Here is a 17,735-nt window from a genome sequence, read left to right on the forward strand (position 1 = left end):
CCATCTCCTTCTTTACTTATGAATCTTTCAATTGCTGATACATTTTTGCTGCATGATTCATCAAAGATACGTATTGTTCTTCAGAGGCTCTTTTTCTTTCCTCCGAACTGATGAAGGCATTTTTTTCAAACCTCTCCATACATTGATGATTTTTCCCGCTATTGTTTATGTTTCGATTTACAGGAGGATGAAAAGTGAATCCAAATCTATTAGAGCGTTCTTCTAAATTCTGTGAATTCTCCGCTGCATGCTTCGCTAAAGAAAAGTATTGCTTCTCTAACATCGCTTTCTCTTCTTCGGGGCTCATTTGTCCGATCGTTCTCAATACATGGTTCGTATCAGAAGGTTGGGATTCTTCTCCAACAAAATCAGATTGATCATCATTCTCCGATTCATTCGTTGTATCATGTTCATCTATAGGAGCATTCAAAAATTCAATAGATTCAGGGCTGTCGTTCAACTGAATTGAATGGTCGTCAAGCGTGAGAGATTCCTCTTTCCCGGCTTGGTTATTGAGATTTGGCATTGCCTTTTGCTCTTTTTGAATGTTTTTCCAAGCAGAAAGAGGAAAACTTCTTTCATAATCTAGAGGTTCATAATAGGAAAATAGCTCTTCTTTTCGATTGTTAAAAATAGATTCCAATTCTTCTTGGTCAACTTCTTCGTTCGAATATTCTGCATCCTGAACGATTAACTCTAGTGAATCTTGTTTTTCCAATACGGAATATCCAGATGATTCAGTCTCCAGTTTAACCAATGATTCTTCCATACGAATTGATTCAAGATCTATCACTTCTATAATCTGTTTCTCTGCTTGAATATCCAATCTATTTTCCATTACAATGCGGGATAATTCCTTTGTTTCATCAGTTGAATGAGGCACAATATTTTGATGTGTTTTCTTTTGCCTGCTGCCTGCTTGTATTTCATCCTTTTCATCTTTATTAGATAGATCCAGTTTCCCTACCATTTCAAGCTGTTGCAAAATCTCCGTCTGATCATGACTCCCATTTCCAACAACCTGTGGCTCTTCCTTCTCTTCTTCGCCCTGAATAATTTTTGTCTCTTTTTCTAAAGTGAGTTCAGGCAATTTTGTTTCATTATCCAACTGAAGAACGGCATCTTGAATGTTTTCCGGTTGATGAATCTCTATTTCATCTATCTCTTTACTGATGGTTGCTGGATGCGTTTTTTGGCTAGCAAGTAGTTCCATATGATTCGCTTTGATAATTTGATCATTAGACATTTCGCTATAAATGGTTAATATATAGGATTTTGGAATATAGAGTAATTCCGCATCATTGATTAAGGTGATATGATCTTCGGATATTTTACTTAACACCCCGAAAAGTGTTTGTTTTCCCGAACTATTAATAGTAACCCAGCTATATTTCATAACGTTTAAAATATCTGTCAAGCACAGTCTGTCAAGATAAGGAACAATCCGAGACGATATGCAAAAGTCTTTTGCATTCTTTGAAAAAGCCTGAATGTGTTGACGTGCGATGTAAAAAACATATTGATTTACATCGAAAACTAAATGGTCTTGTTTTACAGCTAACAAAACGCCTTCCACAAATTGATGATTGCTAAGAAACAAACCAATTTTCATGTCTTTAAGGTCGCCTAATGCTCTTTCAAATTTTTGCTCTCGCAATTTCAGGGCGCCTCCTTCATAGAATATCGTCGCTTCTAACTCCCAGAAGCGACGAATGGTTCATAAACTATTCGCTTTCCTTTTTTGCATTCGTTTGTTTATTGTTTTCTTTTCCCTTTTCTTGATTATTTCCCTTACCTTTGTTTGCTTTTTCAACTTTGACTCCGTAGCTAATGTTGCGGACATGAAACATAGAGAGATTCACAATTTCTTCATTCGAGACAATAGTTATAAAATCATCATTTACAACGTCCATTACACCCTCTAGTGTTTCTGGTCCACCGCGGTTAATTTTTACCCAACGATATCTTAATTTCTCCACAACACCCCTAAAATTTTCAGCTTTTACATACTCCAAGCCCCTAGGAATATCAAAATCGAGCTTCACCTCATTTTTCGCGTTAACAGTTAAGCTCTTAATATGGTGTGTATTATAGTAAATAATTCCATCATCTTCAGTAAGCAAGATAAAGTGATCTTCTTCTGCCGCAAGAAGCTTGCCATATCTGGATTCAGGTCCGCCCCTGTCGACTTTAATGACTCTATCTACTAATGAAAGTAGCATTTCCTTATTCATAGTTTTCTAACCTCCATTTTTAGTATCCTCCTATCTATATGTGTCTTGGGATGATCGTGTAATGGTCAATTGCCTAATTCAAAATAATAGGCCAAATGCTTGAACTTTATTGGTTGTTATCCTGAAAGAGACTGCTAACAGTTTGGTAGTCACGCTTTTCTATATGATTATGTACAGTCATGCGGTAAGGTGCGATAAATGTCTATTCTAGTTATTGCTGACACAGTTCGTAAAATGTTGAATACAATGATAGTGATATAAAACTCTACATCAAAGGTGGGATTTGTGTGCCAAAAGGAAAAAAGGCAAAACATTCAGAGGTTTCATTTACTACTGCGATTGCCGCCGCTGCAGCTGCTGGCGCTGCTGCTGGGATTGCTGCTGCAGCTGAAACAGACGCTGATGCCTCTGCAACAGCAGCTGCTACTGCTGCCGCCGCTGCTGTTGCAGCTGTTCTTGCTGCTGAAACAGACGCTGCTAAAAATGACGTTGCTGAAACAGAAGCGACTGAAGCTGATACCGATACTACTGAAAATGAAGTGAAGGCGGTTGAGGAGAAGAAAAAAGATAAGAAGAAGGAGCACGCGAAGAAAAATGATGATAAGAAAAAATGACACTTATGTAAGGTAAGCATGTAATTATAATAGGATGTTCCCAAAACAACCCACTCTCATTTATAGAGAGTGGGTTTTCTTTAGATCAGTGGGCAGATATGGGCACTTAACGCAATCCGCTGTTTACTATCGACTAGTTACGAAGCATTTTCATCCGTTGATGCAAAAGGCCGTCCGAATGCTCATTTTCACCTGTTACAAAATCTGTCATGTAATAAGTCAAATAATCTCCAAAGCGATTATTGGTATTCAACAAAAGTTCATCTACATAATAAGCTCCTTTCGGAATTTGATCTAATAGCAATACGGATAAAGAAGCATAGATACCGCAAGCTACTTGAAAATAGGTGGCATTTGTTTTGTATTTAGAAAAGATGAAATCGTTATTTAACACATTGTACATATATCGTTCCCTGTCCTGGTAAACGAGAAGTACCCCCGCTAAATCCTCGCCTTCCAATGGCGCATCAAGCGGATCGAGAACCTTCATTTCAAAGTCCCATAATTTATCCAAGTCATCAATATTTGAACGGATTATCTCCGTTGTATGTTCATTGATTTTGTATAAAAATCCACCTTCCATGTCGTATAATTTGCCTAAAGTATAGACTTCTTCATGTGGCATTAAGCATCCATAAAACTTCTTGTCCCCTAACGTCACCTTAAATTCCACATCATAAACCTTTTCATACAGGAAGAGTGGAACATGATTTTTCATAAACATTGGATAGCTTAAAATGGCCTCATCTAGAAAACATTCTGGCGACCAAGTTGTATAAATAACATTCTCTTCCGCCACTTTCTTATCTCTATAAAAGGACGTATCGTGCTCTACAATATAACATCCAAGCGGAAGCTCGTCCGATGAATCTGTCTTCAAGAGTTCAATCGCCATCCATTGAACGACGCCTGGATTCATCCCAGAACCTATTATGGCAGACGCATTTACTAACTTGTCTTTATGTTTTTCCACATGCCTTAGCCTCTCCATTAAACCAAATCCCTCATATAACTCTTCGTTCTCATCGACCATCGTATTTTCTAATGCACTATTTACATAGTTAACGCCCAATTGATCACAGCATTGCAGCATCTCAACCGTATCTGCCCAGGAAACGTCAACAACAAGTGATGTTTTCGTTTGTTTAAGATGATTGACAAATTTCTGATTGTCATTAAGGTCAAATTGATGTAATACAATACGCTCTTTCAAATCGGGAAACAAACGATGGTAGTAAGCTTTATCTTTTTGCTTACTATCGATTAAATGAATTCTACTAATCCTAATGATGTGGTGGATGGGATCCTTTTTGTCAGTAACTGATTTATTTAAAATAGAAAGTATGGACTTCGCAACTCCCCCACTACTCCCCAGAATGGTAATCACTGTACGGTTCTCTTTCATTTCAACGCCTCTTCTACTTTTTTTTACTATATGTAGTTGAAAGTGAGTAAGCGGAGACAGTTGTCCATCACCGTATAAAATAGCATTCTTTTCGATTCATTATTTCTAAATTAAGTAATGTGCACAAGCCTTCTGACAACTTGTACATAACATAATTTTAGAATGGTTGAATAAGCATAGAAACTCATACCACTAACAGCTCATTCACAATAATAGAAAGAAGTGATTTTATGGATACAAATGGACAACATCTCGTAATCGATGCGTTTGATTGTCAGAAAGAAATTCTTAATAACGCAGCAGAATTAGAGGTAATGCTAACGAAGGCAATTAAGCAGTTAGGGATGGAGATATTATCATCTCATTTTCATTCTTTTACACCTCAAGGGGTGACAGGGGTTATTGGTATTTCCACTTCACATATTTCAATTCATACATGGCCAGAACATGGTTACGCTGCGTTGGATTTATATACTTGTGGAAATCAGGATATCTGGCCGGCATTAGAAGAAATCCTTACTAAAATGCAAGCTAAGCGAACAGCTGTGTTCGAGCTCAATCGAGGGGATGAATCCCACACGAAACCTATCATGAGAAAACTCAATCTTTCATCCAACGTCTCCAAAGATAAAAAGGCTGATTCCAAAGCGATATTCCAATTACAGAAAAATAAAGGAAATGATTGGGACTTGATACAATTGAAAGAAATTGCGCTAGGAAAACACAATGTTCTTTATCATGGAGAAAGTCAATATCAAGACATCTTATTAGTTGAAGCGAATGATCTTCGTTTGTATTTAAACCAAGAGCTACAGTTTTGTTCGCTGGACGAGAGACATTATCATGAGGCATTGGTCTTTCCAGCAATGGAGGTTGCACAATCGCACGAACGTGTTCTCATTCTAGGCGGTGGGGACGGACTGGCTTTAAGGGAGGTGTTGAAGTACCCAAATGTAAAACATGTAGATCTTGTCGACATTGATCCGCTGATTGTTGACCTTGCCAAAAATGAACCAGCGTTAGTCGCCCAGAACAATCGTTCATTATTGGATGATCGGTTAACTGTACATTCCGAGGATGCCAAGAAGTATATAGAGCAGGAACTGCAACCTTATGATGTGATTATTATCGACTTTCCTGATCCCGTCGACCCAATTCTGAGTTCTCTCTATACCAAAGAATTATTCGACAAAATCGCCAAGCATTTAGCCGTTGACGGTGCATTAGTTTGCCAATCTAACTCACCGGAGGATACACCACAAGTATTTTGGAGTATTGCAAAAACCATGACAAGTGCTGGCTTGAATACTCTGGCGTACACCGTCACTGTACCTTCATTCGGTTTATGGGGATTTCATTTAGCAACACAAAAAAAATCCATAGGAACAATACCCGAAATCTCTGTCCCTCACCAAGCCCTCCCTACCAATATGGAAGCCATGTTTCAAATTCCACCAGAATTACTATCCGTGCAGGAAACTGCAATTGTAAATAGCGAAACAAACCTAAAATTGCATGAACTTTACCAAAAGGAAATAAAAGACATATATTAGTCATATAAATTCTAATTTTTTACCGACCCTTTTCAAAAATCCTACAACCTCTTCATAAATACACCTTAAAATAAAAACAGAAGATAGTAATGTTGTCATGCAGCTATTATCTTTCCACAACAAATAACCATATCGGAAGGAGCATTCTCTTGAAGATTGTATTAATGGGTGATTTACACTATCCGTCTATCGACGAAACGATTCCTGGATTGCTTGAAGCACGCGATGCGTTTTACGAGCAATTGATAGGTCATTTTTTAAACATCGATGCGGATTTCTATGTTTCCATCGGAGACCTGACAAATTTCGGTCATGCTTCGGAATTGCAGGAGGTGTATGCTCTATTGTCCCGGGACAATAAAACTTTTTACCATACGCTTGGCAACCATGATTTATATTCCATGACGCGTCAAGAAGTGCTCGAACTGACCGGGCAATCCCGCTACCATTCCCTGACAACAGATCAAGCCGTATTCGTTTTCTTAGATACTGCAAAAGAATTGGATTTTGAAGATTGGGGCGGATGGGTAGATGAGGAACAACTCCACTGGTTTGAAAACATCGTCAAAGCATCAGGCACAAAACCATTGCTTGTTTTCGGCCATCACCCTGTCTACCACACAACGAAACGATCCGAGAACGACAAAGGTTCCATTCATCCGAGCATTGATATGTGGGAGATTTTAGAGCAGAAAGACGGCGTAGGTCTTTATTTTAACGGTCATACGCATATCGATTCCATCGAACAGATCGAAAATTGGACATTCGTACAAACATCTGCCTGTCTAGATCAGCAAGCTTTCCGCCAGATCGAAATCACAGAAGATGAAATCGTGATTACAGCAATTGACATTGCCGATGATGCATTGAGTAATCATGCGGCAACGATTTACAATCATATTAATCATTATAAGCACCAACCGGATGCCCGTGGTGATGCTGAAGACCGTGCATGTACAGTTTCATTGTTACCAGCTGAGGCACTTTCTTAAGCAAAAAAATTCCCCTCCGATCAGTGAAGGGGAATTTCTTTGTTTACTTTTCTTCGTGAAAAAATGAACAACAATCCAAAGGTGAGGCCTGTAATGAAGAGACCTAGAAAAAAGTAAGGCGGATAATACACAAGCTTGATATCATTCATCCCATCCTCCAATTCAATGCCGATAAATGCAAAATTGGCCTGATGCAATTTTTTCTTTTGTCCATTTACATAGACATTCCATCCTTTTTCAAAAGGGATCGGGAGCGCCATATACGTTTGACCCGTTCGATTGTCATAAGTCATTTCAACCGTATTCCGTTCCCACTTGACGGGTACATCAGGCTCCGAATTACTTCGTTCTTTGACCGCTCTCAACAATGTATAATCTTCTTCATAAAGCTTCAAATCCTTTAGCTGATACCTTCCTTTTGGCAGACGAATTGCTATTCGCTCATTTTTGGCCACTCGAATTGTTAAGTCATCTACATTCGTTTTGTAGATGGATTTATTTATTTTTCTGGACGTTTCATACTCATTTACCATTAAAAATAGTTCATCGGGACTTTCTGAAGAACCCCGATTATTTTTAACACTTCTCAAATAAAACGATACGTAATAATCACCTACGGTTTGTTCACCATTTTCAATCAGTAAATCCAAACCGCCTTCTTCTTCCGTAATTTCAAGCAGATCATTTTCATACGTACCGCCGACCGCTTGGAACGATACTTGGTCAATCAGATTGGGGCTATCTATCACTTCCTGCTGGCCCTTTGGTGCATCTTTTAGGATAATGCCATCCAACATCGCTCTTTCTTTTGCGATTGGCGATGTTTGGTTGAAATCCTTCTCGCTGAAAACCGTATCGGTCGTTCGTACAAATGGTAGGATGTAGTCATTTTTGTAGGCAATATAATCACCAGACGTAAATAGCTTTTCAAATCCATAAGGGATCGAAGTTTGATCTTTATGGGCGATCATATATTTACCCTCAAGTATGCTGTAAAGATTAGCACGGTCGCCAAGTGAAGCATACCGGCTGACACTTTCCCTCCCCATATCAATGGCCAAATCGAATAAGTAAAAATGCAACAAATGTTCATTCAAAATACTGGAATAGACACTCATCCCTTTAAACTCTTGAACAATCGGGGTATTATTCCTCGTATCCGTCATCCAATCGATGCGGGCGTTCGGATCGTTTTCTTGTGCTTGAACCCGCTGGATCAACTCACGTTGGTCTTCACCGTTGTACGCGTCACTCATCATATAGCTCCGCGATGAATCCTTTACATTTCCTGCATTCGACAGCTTTACTTCTTGGAAAATATTCGCGACATAGACACTCGTCAGGGCGATGGATAAGGCTAGTAACAGATGACTGAGACGATCTCTTTTCCATCCATACCAAATGAGCAAAAAACTGACAATCACCGCAGAAATAGCTAAATAGCCACCCTTCCAAGAAGATATCGACAGCTTAGGATCAACGATAAATGACACACTATATACAAGTGCCATTGCCATAAGCGCAATGCCTAGTTCACGCATCTTCACCTGTTTGATCATCTGAAGCGCCGCGGCAACTACCCCGCCCGCCATCAGCGATAAAAAATATTCCCAACGGTATTGCGGAGCGGAAAAGCCATTGAACATACTGCCGATTTGCGGACTGAAATGTAAAATCGTCGACAATATCGTCAAGCAGGCAAACAACCGGAATAACCGATTGCGGTAAAAGGAAAAGAGAAAGATGCACAGCACCACAAACGCTGGAAGAACAATCACTCTTCCATTCAGCAATGGATTGTCGACAGCCTCAAATAGGGAGATAGACCCTTCATAGGGCGGCCTGTAATTATGTAAATATCCGTAGACGGATGGGATGAAAAAAATCGCGCTAATGCCCAATCCCGCAACTCCACCTACCAAAAACAACTGAGTTTGCCGTAGTTTACCGACCTCATTACGCTCTAACGAAATAATCCAACGGGCTATTATATAAAACAAGCACAATAGAAAATTGACATAGGAAAAATAAAAATTATCCATCAAGTTAATGGCAACCCCAAAAATAAACCAGCCCAACTTTTGTTCTCGTATGATTTTTTCTACCCCGAACAGCAATAAAGGCAGCCAAACCATCGCATCCGCAAAAAACTCCCAATACGTCACATGTCTAAAGTAAATAACACTCGTCCCGTAAACGGAAGCACCAATAAAAGCCGGAATGGCATCCAACTTCATAAAACGGAAGTAGCGTGTAGTCACCACAATAATAAGCGTCACCCGAATGATGCTAATCACAAGCAAACTATCCGCCCAATAAAACAAAGTCGGTTCTTGCAAAATATGTACACTGACCAGGATAAACGTTATAAGAACAGTCAGATGAAAAAAGATTGACGTCGAGAAATAATAACCAAGTTGTGATAATGTTCCTCCCCCATAACCGAAATTGGCTGAGTAGAAGAAATTTCCGTTCACATATTCCTGATATAACAATTGTTTGAACGGAAGCATTTGTGAAAGACCATCGCCAGGTCCAGTCATATATCTGCCTTCGGTCCATTCCATAAGAAAAAACAAATGACTAGTAATCGCTATAAGCAAGCTACCGATTACTAGTAGAAAAGATGGTTTGCTGAATGTCTTTCTCACTTTTTTGGAAATCATAAAATCTCCTTTGTCATGTTGTTTTCAACACTTTACCCGTCACTAAAAATGTGATCGGTATGGTAAAAATGACTGCAACAATCGGTGCAATGCTGCTATTCATCTGAAAATAGCTGACAAAAAGAAAAAGAAGCACAGCAGATGTTGCGATATTGACAAGTTGCGTCAAAGGAAACTTCAAAAATTTTGTCATCGTCGGCTTCACCTTATACGTAAATAAGGTATTGAGAAAAAAGGATCCCACCAAGCTAATCGCAAATCCCAGCATATGGGCCGTGAAATAATGCCACTCTATGATATGTAGACAAAGGCTATACACTGTATAGTAGACGACTGTATTAACACCGCCGACCAGTACGAATCTGATGAATTCACGATCGATGAACGGCATAAGACTCTTCCTCTTCTAGACCCGGCTGGACATTTGACCGTCTTACCAAATAATGTGGCCGTTTTTTCGTCTCATTATAAATGCGTCCGATATATTCCCCAATAATCCCCAGGCAAATCAGCTGAATACCTCCCAGCAATAACACCGCAGTGATCGTTGTGAAATAACCTGGGACAGTAATCCCCTGCTGCGTAATTTGAATAAATGAAAAGGCAATATAGAAAAGAGATAAGATAACCGTCAAAGCACCCATGTAAAAACAAAATCTTAAAGGTTTCGTATTAAAAGAAACAATGCCATCGATGCCATAATTCAATAATTTCGGGAAAGTGAACTTCGATTTCCCTTGTTCACGGACAACATTTTCATAGGAGATCGTCTTTTGTTCCAATCCGATCCACGAATAGAGACCTTTTGAAAAGCGATTCCCTTCACTAAGCAACAGCAGCGCATCCACCGCTTTGCGGCTTAGTAATCGAAAATCCCCTTCCCCATCCTTTAATTCTACGTCAATCGTTTTGTTCACGAAACGATAATAAGTTGTCGCCAACAACGTTTTCAATCGGGCATCCCCTTGTCGATTCCGCTTCGCGACAACTTGGTCATAGCCTTCCTCAAATCCTTTGATCAGCTGCGCAATCATACTCGCTGGATGCTGTAAATCAGCATCCATCATAATGACTGCATCTCCTGTGGCATGTTGCAACCCCGCTAAGATGGCTGCTTCCTTTCCAAAATTCCTTGTAAAGGAAACATATTTTACTTCTGGGAAATCAAATGACAATCCTTGAATGATTTCCATGGACCGATCAATACTTCCATCGTCTATAAATAGGATTTCATAATCGTAAAACAACTTGTTCATTTCATCATAAATCGCTTTATGGCAATGTTGTAGATTTGCCGCTTCGTTGTAAGAAGGGATAATAAATGAAATTGTCAATTGTTTCATCATTTCACCTACCGCTTTTTATTTTGCACAGCATGATCAGACGAGAAGCACCGGGTGATTCGTTGTAATAAAAATCGTTGGATCGATGTTTTGAATACGATCGATTGATTCAGCATCGTCAACAGTCCATACGCCTACTTCTACATTCAACTGCCTCAGCTGCTCCATAAATTCTTCTGTCATATAGCCGTGATGAAGCGATAAATGAGTGGCCCCTGTATACGCCAGTTGTTCTTCCAGCATAGTAGGACGACCGATAAATGTAATCCCGATTTCAATATTCCCATCCAACTCTTTTACTTTTTTAGCGGATTCATGGTCAAATGACATGATGACAACTTCGTCATGCAACTCATGTTTTTGAATAAGCTCTACAACCTTCTCTTCCATTTTCGGATAGCGGGCACCCATTTGTTTCAATTCAATCAATAGCTTCTTTTTGCCCTTAACCAATTCGATGACTTCTTCAAGCGTTGGGATGTTTTGCCCTTTGAATTCGGGGCTGAACCATTGGCCTGCATCAAATGCCGCTAACTCTTCAGCCGTATAATCGGAGACGAACCCCTTACCGTCCGTCGTACGATCGATTGTATAGTCATGTATGACAACGGGAACATTATCCTTCGCAAGGTGAATATCCAATTCAATCGAATAAATTTTCGGCTCGTTCAACGCCAATTCAAATGCAGCCATTGTATTTTCAGGCGCTTTTCCTGACCAACCTCGATGAGCAATACATGTAATCATATGATTTCCCTCATTTCTTTTTTTTACAATTATTCATCACTTCACGCCTGTATAGACGAATGCTTGGATAATTTGACGTTGCGCAAAGAAAAACACGATAAGAATCGGAAGGACCAACATCATATTCCCTGCCATAATGATGTTCCATGCAGCGCCGCCTTCCACTTCCCGCAACATCGTAATCCCAAGTGGCAACGTGCGAGCAACATCGCTTGTTGTCATGACAAGCGGCCAGAAATAGTCATTCCAATGGGTGATAAAACTGAACAACCCAAAGGTAACAAGTGTCGGCTTTGCCATGGGAACCATAATCTTGAAGATAATTTTCCATTCACTCGCCCCATCTAAACGCGCCGCTTCCAATAATTCTTCCGGCACTTGTTTAAAGGTTTGCCTTAGTAAGAAAATACCAAATGCACTAGATGCAAACGGAAGGATTAGCGCCCAAAGTGTATCGAGCAGTCCCCACTTGCTCATTTGCAGATAGACTGGCAGAAAGATGAGCTGTGTCGGAATCATCAAGGTAATCATCGTTAGACCAAAGAAAAATCGATTCCCTTTAAACCGGTATCTCGCAAACGCATAAGCGGCCGGAATAATCGTTGCAAATTGTAAAATCAAAATACTAATCGACACGATGATGCTGTTGGTAATGTAAGTTAAAAAGGGTCCTGAATTCCATGCTTTCGCGAAGTTTTCCCATAGCAATTGATTCGGAATCCATTTAGGTGGAAATGTCAGCGTTTCTCCCAGTGACTTAAACGAAGTGGAAATCATCCAAACAAAAGGGAGTGCAAAAATACAAACGACAAGCAATAAGCCGATTCCGTTAATGACTTTAATAATAGTAGAGGCCTTCATCTTTCGTCTCCTCTCTCACTGATAATGGACGCGACGCGACAGAATGTTGAAATAGACGATCGTCATCAAACTAATAATAACGAGCAACACAACCCCTGCAGCCGAAGCAAAGCCAATTTTGAAAAACCTGAAACTGTACTCATAAATGTAGAAAACAAATGTATTTGTCGAGTTCAATGGTCCACCTTGCGTCATAATCGCAATTGTTTCAAATACTTGAAAGGAGTTGATAATGCCGATAATTGTTAAGAAAAACAAAGTAGGTGACAACATCGGCAATGTAATTTTGAAAAAGGTCCGCACTTTGCTTGTGCCATCCAATTCAGCCGCTTCATAGATATCCTTCGGAATACTTTGAAGCCCCGCTATAAAAATGAGCGCATTAAAGCCAATCCCTTTCCACACTGCGACAATCACGAGAGATAGGAGCGATGTGCTCGGACTCGTCAACCACGGGACATTGGAAATCCCGAACAGATTTAAAAACCAATTCAACAGACCATAATTGCTATCCATAAGCCACATCCAAAGCATCGAAATCGATACGAGCGAGATGATATGTGGACTGAATAATGCCCCTTGAACAAATGCATACACTTTGCCTTGTTTATTGAGCCACAAAGAGATCAGCAAAGAGATGACGATCGTGAGGGATACGGTCAACGTAGTGTACATGAATGTATTTTTCATCACTTCTAAAAACTTCTGTTCCTGAAATAGACCTTTAAAATTAGCCAATCCGATAAAATCTTTGACTGGGCTGACAAAGTTCCAATCGAGCACACTTAAATAGATCATATAGCCAATTGGATAGATGAAAAACAAACTGAAGACAAGGATTGCCGGAGCAATCATGACATACGGCCGTACACTGCTCCGCGTCCAAGAACGTACATTATTACGAACTTTTGGTCGTGGCATGACCTCCGTCATCGGATTTGCGCTACTGCGTGTCATGCTTTCGCCCCTCCTACCAATACCGGCTCCAATCTTTCCATAACCGCGCCATGATTCCGTTTGCCTTGTTCGTCAAAATAATAGAGTTTTTCGTAAGGAATGGCTACGGTAATTTCCTGAATGTTGTCGAATGGCTCGATAAAGCTTTTAATATTCATTTTTCCAGCTGCATTTTCGACTGTATAAATCGTTTCTGCTCCAAGTGTTTCCATCGTGATGATTTTGCTCGCAAGCCTCAAAAACATAGATCCGCTTCCATTTTCCATCCGTTCTAACAGCGCATGCTCTGGGCGGAATCCGACAAAACCGACATTACCAATGAGGGGAGGCAAATGTTTTTTCACCTTTTCATAGGCAAAGATATTCATGGCAGGCGTTCCGATGAATTCTGCCGTAAAAACATTTTCCGGATTATGATAGACATTCATCGGGCTATCCATCTGCTGAACCGTTCCTTTGTTCAAGACGATGATTTCATCACCCATTGACATCGCTTCGACTTGGTCATGGGTAACGTAGACAAATGTCGTCCCCAACTTTTTATGCAATTGGATGAGTTCGATACGCATTTGCCCACGGAGCTTCGCGTCCAAATTGGAAAGTGGCTCATCGAGGATAAATACTTTCGGTTTCTTCACCATCGCCCGAGCAAGTGCCACCCGTTGTCTTTGACCGCCCGATAGATTTTGTGGTTTTTGATCTAAGTACTCTGTCAAACCGACAATTTCGGAAATATCTTGGATTAGTTTCTCCCGTTCTTCCTTCGGGATTTTCTTATTGACCAGCCCGAACTCAATATTGCCTCTCACCGTCATCGTCGGATACAATGCGTAATTTTGAAAAACCATTGCAATGTTTCTTTTTCCAGGTTCTGTATCATTCACGCAATCATCGCCAATCCAAATCTCACCACTCGTCTGACGTTCGAGTCCTGCAATCATCCGTAGCGTTGTCGATTTCCCACAGCCCGACGGACCAACGATCACTGTGAAAGAGCCATCTTTGATTGTTATATCAATATCCTTCACGACTTTTTCATCTTTAAAAATTTTGGATACATTTTTCAATCTGATTTCAGCCATCCGTACTAACTCCTTTTAACAATGGATTTTTGCAAGATTTATTGTGACGTATTAGTGCGCTTGCACCAGATGTAGTTCAGCTTGGCCTTGTAAAAACTCCGTCAGCTCTTCAATTGTACGAACGCTTATATCCCATTCGGTCGGGTCGCTGTATGCATACTTCGTGATTAAACAAGTTTTTCCACCACTCTTTTTGACGGGATGCAAATCATTCCATGGATTATCACCAATTGATAAGATTTCATGTGCCGCATAACCTTCCTTAAGCAATCTTTCAACAGTGGACTGGATTCCATATGGCTTTTCTGCTCCATACACATACTCATCAAATAACTGTTCAATATTCAAATGCTTCACAAATTCAGGTCCTGACGGTTCAGGCGTATTGGTCATTAAAATTTTCTTCTCTACATGTAATTTGGAAATCGCGACAAATAAGGGATGATGGCAAAAGATTTCATAGGGATCAGTAAGCATTTCTTCACGTACTTGGTGAAATGCCCTCATCCTTTTTTGTTCATCAATACCATGTTGGATCGCATACAACATGGCAATTCCCCAAGGATCTCCGATATAGGACAGTTGTTCAAGCTGTTGATCCAAATCCTCATTTTCTTCGCCATTCCACTGAAACGACTTAGTCAACTGCATATTCTGATGCGCATATACTGTTTGGTTTTCACGATTGTAAAAATAACCAAGGCGAGCTATATGGTTCCCTTCCAAAATGGCATAGGCTTCGCGCACTTTGCTTTCGATGGTCTCTTGAGGTAAAACATCTTGTAGAAGATGCCTCACATAACGCCCTAAAAAAGTATAGTCTTGATATAATGTGCCATCCATATCAAATATGATGACTTTAATCTTTTTCAACCACTCCATAATTGTCACCCTTTCAAAAAAGGGGAAGAACAGGATTCTTTTCTCCCCCTTTTTCTGTTCTTAGTTCAGTAAGTTATTTGCTTCTTCAGCGGCTTTATCCAATGCATCTTGAGGTTTTAAATCCTTCTCAAGCATTGTTCTGGCAATCTCGTCTGCAAGAATCATTGCAATTTCAGGATAAGCTTGTTCCATTGGTCTTGGGCGTGCATATTCCAATTGATCGACCGCTACTTTGAATTGCGGCTTTTCTTCGTATAATTTTTTCATCTCATCCGATTCAACAGCAGATAGACGGCTAGGCAAATAACCTGTATACGAACTTGCATAAATTGTTTGTTCTTTAGCCGTCATCCATTTGATGAATTCCCAAGCTGCTTCTTTCTTTTCCTGTTCAAGACCTGCAGTCATGACCAGATTGGCTCCACCAGTTGGCACCCCGTAACTATCGTTCGCAGGCATAAAGGCCGCATTCAGTTCAAATCCTTGTTCTTCCGCAAGCATCAACATTTGAGAGAGACCAGCCGTCGAGTTAAAACGCATTCCGGAACGCTCGTTGGCAAAATCCTGCAATGCGACATCAGCCCCGCCTTCTCCACCTTGGAACGTAATGACACCCTCATCAGACAACTTCTTCCAGAACTCAAGTGCTTCAACACCTGCCGGGCCATTGAACTCTGCTTTCTTGCCGTCATCCGAAATCATCTGTCCGCCACTTTGTGCGACCAATCCTTCATAGAACCAAATATCCACTGGCAAACTCATCCCGACACGCTCACCCTCTTTTGTCAGTGCACGTGCATATTCTTCAAACTCTTTCCAGTTTTTCGGACCTGTTGGATCAAGACCCGCTTCCTCCAACATCGTTGCATTTAAATAGAGGATCGGCGTACTGCGCAAATAGGGTAGACCATAAAGTTTGCCGTCCACATACGAATTCCCCATCAATCCCGGAATAAAATCATCCATATCTACCTTATCTCGCTCAATAAACGGTGTTAAATCTTCTGTCATGCCAGACTTGGCAAAGACACCAATGGACGCAATTTCATTCAATGTCACCTCAGGAGCATTTTTAGCCGCGAATGCTGCTTGTGTTTTGGAATGTAAATCTTGATAATTTCCTTGAAATTCCGCTTTCACACGAATTTTATCTTGAGATTCATTAAACATTTTCACGAGGTTTTCATTGTTTTCACCAATTTTATCTCCAAAAGCATACCAATACGTAATCTCGATTCGATTATCACTCGCTTCCGCTTGGTTTCCATTGTTTTCTTCATTCTCTCCAGATTGACAAGCTGCTAGGAAAATCATCATTGCAAATGTGAACAGTAGCATCATTGTTTTCTTCATGTAGAATTCCCCCGTAATAGTTGTTTTGAAAATTGGATTTGACTAGATAGTGTTAATGCTTCTCATTCATTTTCAAATTTGCTATCATTCCCCTTTTCTATAAGTAAAAAGAGACCCCAAAGACATCGGAACATCCGATTGTATTTGAGGTCTCTCAACATAGACTCTATTTGCTATTCACTTTTCACTTACTATCGTACAGTTGAATTGTTAAGGAAGTATAATGGTAATGTTATGAATTGTTAAGGCACTCATCTTTTTTCCAAAAAGGTTAATTCGATCAATTGCGCCCAGATTCTGAGTTGCTCTTTCTAATGGCCGGTGCCTTAATTTCTGCAAAGAACGCAGAAATTAAGGCAAATCGAACCCTTCGCCGTTCGATTCGCAATTAACTCCTTTCAAAATCTGTGACATCCACCAGAGGCTTAAGTTAAATCTGCTTTCCAAACATTCGAACTGGATGTCGTAACAGCTAGTGCACCACATGCCAACGCTTCTTGCGCATGTTCTTTTTCCGTTAGCAATCCTCCTGTTATTAAAGGTGTGTCCATTTCCCTGCTAAGCGATTGAATGACATGCGGAAGTCGGGAAGGCATGATTTCAATCAGGTCCACTTCCGCTTTGTCCATCTGTTTGGCATAATCATACACTTCCGTATCGATCATGAATATACGTTGAACCGTCATCAGCTTTCTTTTCTTAGCCATTGAAATGACATTCGGTTTGGTTGTCACAATGCCCAGTGGTTTTATATAATTGGCGATAAAATCAAGACCTTCACTATTGATACTTAACCCACCGATTTTCTCAATATGGACAAAAACAGGCAATCCTTCTTTTTGAAAGAGCTCCACATAATTTTTAATCGTTAAAATATTCCCCATCAGTAAAAAGACGGCACTGATCCGATCTTTATACTTAATAGCCTCTTCCAACCCTTTTGGTGTCTTAATAGCGGCGATTTTTTTATATGTCTCCAAACGTTCAAAGAATTCCAGTTCATCTTTACTTCTTTTCAAACTTCTCCGCCCTTTCTCCACCGCACT

16 protein-coding genes are annotated in these 17,735 nt (G+C 40.1%); 3 read left to right on the forward strand and 13 right to left on the reverse strand.

What is annotated here, in order from left to right:
* Window positions 1-16 precede the first annotated feature (16 nt).
* Both ACFPRA_RS23365 and ACFPRA_RS23370 read right to left on the reverse strand, forming a co-directional pair.
* Window positions 17-1,657 carry a hypothetical protein gene (locus ACFPRA_RS23365; RefSeq protein WP_381440140.1) on the reverse strand — a complete coding sequence of 547 codons (1,641 nt, stop codon included), beginning with the start codon at window positions 1,655-1,657 and terminating at the stop codon, window positions 17-19.
* A 67-nt stretch (window positions 1,658-1,724) separates the two neighbouring features.
* Window positions 1,725-2,234 (reverse strand): hypothetical protein, encoded by a 510-nt coding sequence (locus ACFPRA_RS23370; protein ID WP_381440142.1) that lies wholly within the window; start codon window positions 2,232-2,234, stop codon window positions 1,725-1,727.
* A 287-nt stretch (window positions 2,235-2,521) separates the two neighbouring features.
* Here ACFPRA_RS23370 and ACFPRA_RS23375 point away from each other — a divergent pair, with 287 nt between their 5' ends.
* The gene (locus ACFPRA_RS23375) at window positions 2,522-2,848 is read left to right on the forward strand and encodes a hypothetical protein (RefSeq protein ID WP_381440144.1); all 327 of its coding nucleotides are present in this window, start codon (window positions 2,522-2,524) and stop codon (window positions 2,846-2,848) included.
* Window positions 2,849-2,981: 133 nt separating this feature from the next.
* Here ACFPRA_RS23375 and ACFPRA_RS23380 read toward each other — a convergent pair whose 3' ends face one another.
* A complete protein-coding gene (locus tag ACFPRA_RS23380; RefSeq protein ID WP_381440146.1) occupies window positions 2,982-4,253 on the reverse strand; it encodes a saccharopine dehydrogenase NADP-binding domain-containing protein in 1,272 nt (423 codons plus the stop codon).
* Window positions 4,254-4,483: 230 nt separating this feature from the next.
* Between ACFPRA_RS23380 and speD the strand changes: the two genes are divergently transcribed.
* Window positions 4,484-5,806 carry an adenosylmethionine decarboxylase gene (speD, locus tag ACFPRA_RS23385; protein ID WP_381440150.1) on the forward strand — a complete coding sequence of 441 codons (1,323 nt, stop codon included), beginning with the start codon at window positions 4,484-4,486 and terminating at the stop codon, window positions 5,804-5,806.
* A 149-nt stretch (window positions 5,807-5,955) separates the two neighbouring features.
* Window positions 5,956-6,798 (forward strand): metallophosphoesterase family protein, encoded by an 843-nt coding sequence (locus ACFPRA_RS23390; protein WP_381440152.1) that lies wholly within the window; start codon window positions 5,956-5,958, stop codon window positions 6,796-6,798.
* Between the two features lie 20 nt (window positions 6,799-6,818).
* Here the strand turns inward: ACFPRA_RS23390 and ACFPRA_RS23395 are convergent, their stop codons facing one another.
* The 10 genes from ACFPRA_RS23395 to ACFPRA_RS23440 all read right to left on the reverse strand — a co-directional run bounded on the left by ACFPRA_RS23395 (window position 6,819) and on the right by ACFPRA_RS23440 (window position 17,708).
* A complete protein-coding gene (locus tag ACFPRA_RS23395) occupies window positions 6,819-9,464 on the reverse strand; it encodes a YfhO family protein (protein WP_381440154.1) in 2,646 nt (881 codons plus the stop codon).
* A 13-nt stretch (window positions 9,465-9,477) separates the two neighbouring features.
* Window positions 9,478-9,855 (reverse strand): GtrA family protein, encoded by a 378-nt coding sequence (locus tag ACFPRA_RS23400; protein ID WP_381440157.1) that lies wholly within the window; start codon window positions 9,853-9,855, stop codon window positions 9,478-9,480.
* Window positions 9,836-10,807 carry a glycosyltransferase family 2 protein gene (locus tag ACFPRA_RS23405; RefSeq protein WP_381440159.1) on the reverse strand — a complete coding sequence of 324 codons (972 nt, stop codon included), beginning with the start codon at window positions 10,805-10,807 and terminating at the stop codon, window positions 9,836-9,838. The genes ACFPRA_RS23400 and ACFPRA_RS23405 overlap by 20 nt, the downstream gene beginning before the upstream one ends.
* 36 nt (window positions 10,808-10,843) lie before the next feature.
* Window positions 10,844-11,554 carry a glycerophosphodiester phosphodiesterase gene (locus tag ACFPRA_RS23410; RefSeq protein ID WP_381440161.1) on the reverse strand — a complete coding sequence of 237 codons (711 nt, stop codon included), beginning with the start codon at window positions 11,552-11,554 and terminating at the stop codon, window positions 10,844-10,846.
* 36 nt (window positions 11,555-11,590) lie between these two features.
* Window positions 11,591-12,415, reverse strand: a complete 825-nt coding sequence (locus ACFPRA_RS23415; protein WP_381440163.1) for a carbohydrate ABC transporter permease — start codon at window positions 12,413-12,415, stop codon at window positions 11,591-11,593.
* Between the two features lie 15 nt (window positions 12,416-12,430).
* Complete coding sequence (locus tag ACFPRA_RS23420) at window positions 12,431-13,372, reverse strand: carbohydrate ABC transporter permease (RefSeq protein WP_381440165.1); 942 nt, start codon at window positions 13,370-13,372, stop codon at window positions 12,431-12,433.
* Window positions 13,369-14,454 (reverse strand): ABC transporter ATP-binding protein, encoded by a 1,086-nt coding sequence (locus ACFPRA_RS23425; RefSeq protein ID WP_381440168.1) that lies wholly within the window; start codon window positions 14,452-14,454, stop codon window positions 13,369-13,371. Before ACFPRA_RS23425 ends, ACFPRA_RS23420 begins: the two co-directional genes overlap by 4 nt.
* Before the next feature lie 51 nt (window positions 14,455-14,505).
* Window positions 14,506-15,336, reverse strand: coding sequence for an HAD family hydrolase (locus ACFPRA_RS23430; protein ID WP_381440170.1), 831 nt, complete (start codon window positions 15,334-15,336; stop codon window positions 14,506-14,508).
* Window positions 15,337-15,396: 60 nt separating this feature from the next.
* Entirely contained in the window at window positions 15,397-16,689 is a 1,293-nt protein-coding gene (locus tag ACFPRA_RS23435) for an ABC transporter substrate-binding protein (RefSeq protein WP_381440172.1), read from the reverse strand.
* Between the two features lie 425 nt (window positions 16,690-17,114).
* On the reverse strand, window positions 17,115-17,708 hold the full coding sequence (locus ACFPRA_RS23440; RefSeq protein WP_381440174.1) for a glycerol-3-phosphate responsive antiterminator: 594 nt from the start codon (window positions 17,706-17,708) through the stop codon (window positions 17,115-17,117).
* Window positions 17,709-17,735: the final 27 nt, after the last annotated feature.

Origin of the sequence: Sporosarcina soli, from assembly GCF_042655805.1 — a bacterium.
Taxonomy (GTDB): domain Bacteria; phylum Bacillota; class Bacilli; order Bacillales_A; family Planococcaceae; genus Sporosarcina; species Sporosarcina soli.